Origin of the sequence: Cedecea sp., assembly GCF_036500665.1 — a bacterium.
GTDB lineage: Bacteria > Pseudomonadota > Gammaproteobacteria > Enterobacterales > Enterobacteriaceae > Cedecea.
This window is the reverse complement of sequence record NZ_DASYBS010000119.1, coordinates 1-2,678: the sequence shown is the minus strand read 5'-3', so window position 1 is coordinate 2,678 and position 2,678 is coordinate 1. Positions and strand designations below refer to the sequence as shown.

At 53.4% G+C, this 2,678-nt stretch carries 3 protein-coding genes and 1 pseudogene; 3 read left to right on the top strand and 1 reads right to left on the bottom strand.

Annotation, left to right across the window (positions count from 1 at the left end; all coding sequences use genetic code 11):
* The 3 genes from VGM55_RS20310 to VGM55_RS20300 form a co-directional block, all read left to right on the top strand.
* The coding region (locus VGM55_RS20310) for a hypothetical protein (RefSeq protein WP_331636473.1) at window positions 1-267 on the top strand (267 nt) is incomplete at its 5' end.
* A 131-nt stretch (window positions 268-398) separates the two neighbouring features.
* Window positions 399-1,826, top strand: a complete 1,428-nt coding sequence (locus VGM55_RS20305; RefSeq protein WP_331636472.1) for an ISNCY family transposase — start codon at window positions 399-401, stop codon at window positions 1,824-1,826.
* 4 nt (window positions 1,827-1,830) lie between these two features.
* Window positions 1,831-2,187 (top strand): DUF6788 family protein, encoded by a 357-nt coding sequence (locus tag VGM55_RS20300; RefSeq protein ID WP_331636471.1) that lies wholly within the window; start codon window positions 1,831-1,833, stop codon window positions 2,185-2,187.
* A 17-nt stretch (window positions 2,188-2,204) separates the two neighbouring features.
* Here the strand turns inward: VGM55_RS20300 and VGM55_RS20295 are convergent.
* Window positions 2,205-2,459 (bottom strand): annotated as a pseudogene (locus VGM55_RS20295) (FAD-dependent monooxygenase); the annotation flags it as partial.
* Between the last annotated feature and the right edge of the window lie 219 nt (window positions 2,460-2,678).

Below are 2,678 nucleotides of genomic sequence, written 5' to 3'. Positions count from 1 at the left end.
TTGATCGATTTGGTCAATACCTTGAATGGCGGTATCGGCACGAGCTACAAAAATCCAAAGGTCTTATTGATTTGTCCGCCTCCACTGAATCCGAGTATCGACGGCGGCGGCGTGGAAAAGTCGAACCAGCTGCCGGAGCTGTACGAAGCGGTCGCCAAGATGGGTGGCTCCGGATTCTTAAATGCAGGATCCGTAATTTCAACGGACGGCGTCGATGGCCTGCATCTCAGCGCTGAGTCCGAGAAAAAACTCGGAGTTGCTAGCTAGCTAGAGCCTGTTGCGAAAAGGGTTTTTCCGTCGGTAAGCGGTATTTGGCAGGCTAGCAGTTACTCCTCAAAGATTTTTGTAAATTTTTTATTGCGAGCAGACTGCCTAATCGAGTATGACGATTAGGCAGAGTGATCGGTAAAACGATTCGTCCAGCCTCGCTGTTTGCTTTCGCTTTCTTCAAGGAAGCCGCTGCTATTAACGACCCCATGCTCGATGCAATCGATCAGCTGCTGGAAGATGCGGAGTTGCTGGCTCTGAGCACTCAGCTCTTGGCAGGCCGCCGGCCGGGTTCCTGCAAAATTGGTCGTGAAGGCATTGCCCCGGACAGGTTGCTGCGCTGCGTGGTGCTTAAACACATCAAGGGCTGGTCCTATCGCCAACTGCATCGAGAATTGCGAGCCAGCCTTTTGTACCGGCGCTTCACCCGCTTTTACGAGGACCCAATTCCAGATTTTAGCAATCTGTGTCGAGCTTTCGCCCTCTTTGGCAAAGAAGGTACTGAGCAAATCCACCGGCGCATCGTGCAGCAGGCACGCCAGGCCGCCATTATAGTCGGAAAGAAGCTGCGCACCGATACCACCGCAGTGGAAACTAACATCCACCATCCAACCGATAGCTCCTTGCTTGCTGATTCGCTGCGGGTCATGACCCGTTATTTGCAACGCATTGTTGAGGGCTGCCAGGACTCAGAGCTGCGCATTGTTAATCACGCCCGAGCGGTCAAGTACCGCCTGTTGGAGATTAGCCGGGCGAGCCGGATTTTTACCAAGGCAGCACAGGAGCAGTTAACCCAAAGCTACAAAAAACTCATGGGACTGACCCAAGGAGTAAAAGCCCAAGCGGCAGCGGTACTTTTGGCTCTCCAAAAGAGCCAATTAGTGGCCCAGCCCGAAGCGTTTACCAAGGTGCTTTTAGCAGAAGCTGGCTTGAAACATTACCTACCCTTAGTTGAGAAGGTCCTTCACCAGACCGAAGCACGGATTTGCCAACAACAGACACGTCATCCGGATAAAATCTTGAGCCTCTTTGAACCCCACAGTGCGGTCATTCGCAAGGGCAAGGCGCACAAGCCCAACGAATTTGGGCGCCTGGTGCGCATCGATGAAGTCGAAAACGGCCTGGTCAGCAATTATTTTGTGGCCCCGGGCAATCTGGGCGATCAGCAGCAATGGATTCCGGCCTTGGAAGCCCATGTGGACTTATTTGGCCGAGCACCACGCTTGGCTTGTGCTGACCGCGGCTTCTGGAGTAGTCCCAACGAAAAGGCGGCTCTTGAGTTAGGAGTTAAACAAGTGGTTCTGCCGGCTTGTGGTCGTTTAAGCTCTCGCCGGGCTTTGCGACAGAAAGAGCGCTGGTTCCGACGTGGCCAAGGTTGGAGAGCGGGTATTGAAGCGCGCCTGAGCACGCTCAAACACCGCTTTGGTATGCGGCGAGCCTTTTATAAAAGTGAAATTGGATTTGAAAGGCATGTCGGCTGGTGCATCATCGCCCATAACTTGGTGGCCATGAGTCGAGCCGATCGGAAGAGCGCCAAACCCTCCTGCCGTAGTGGGTAAAGTCATGCCAACAACAAAAAAAGAAGTTGTAAACACTCGCCTGCAATTGCTCCGCCAAATTAGGCAACTAGCTCAATGGGCCATTTACGGCTCCTTATCTGAGACTTATCGTCGGTGCGGAAATCCAAACTGCCGTTGCCATCACGGCGGCCCCAAACATGGCCCGCACTTATACATCAGTTACCGCGGCAAGAATGGAAAAACCACCGGCTACTATGTCCCCCATCACGCACAGGCTCAGATCCGCCAAGGGGTTGAGGCTTGGGCCCAATTGCAGGACCGCTTACGCGATCTAGCTCTCCTCAATAAAGATCTCGTCCTGGATAACAAGCGCCTTTTAACCGAAACAGCGGAAAAATAATCACCCTTTTCGCAACAGGCTCTAGCTAGGTTAATTCCTTCGTGGCGCATCCCTTCCCTCTTTAGCCGTTCACCAACTCCGCTATCACACAGAAGTTGAGCCGTCCCGTGCTCCAGCACACCAGCTCGGATCCGGGATTCAACATATGAACGGCTTTTGTCCTCGATGACGACAGACTCAATTCCGTTCAGAGAAAGCAGGTAGCAGAGCAACAGCCCGGCTGCTCCGGCGCCGATAATGCCAACTTGGGTCCGTATGTTGTTGTCCGCCATCAGACACTTGGTTGGATTTAAAGGTATCGCCCAATCTGCAGACTAGTCAGCCGCCTACGGCTGATGAGCTCTCGGTATTGCGCGAGCTGGAACAACAAACCGCGCTCGCCCACAGTCGTTTGAGCTCGCTCGCGCCCGCTTTAGCCGCTAAGGTAACTCAGCTGTAGGAGGCCAAGAACCACCACAATTCTTTGGCCCTAGGGAGGAGACAACCATGAA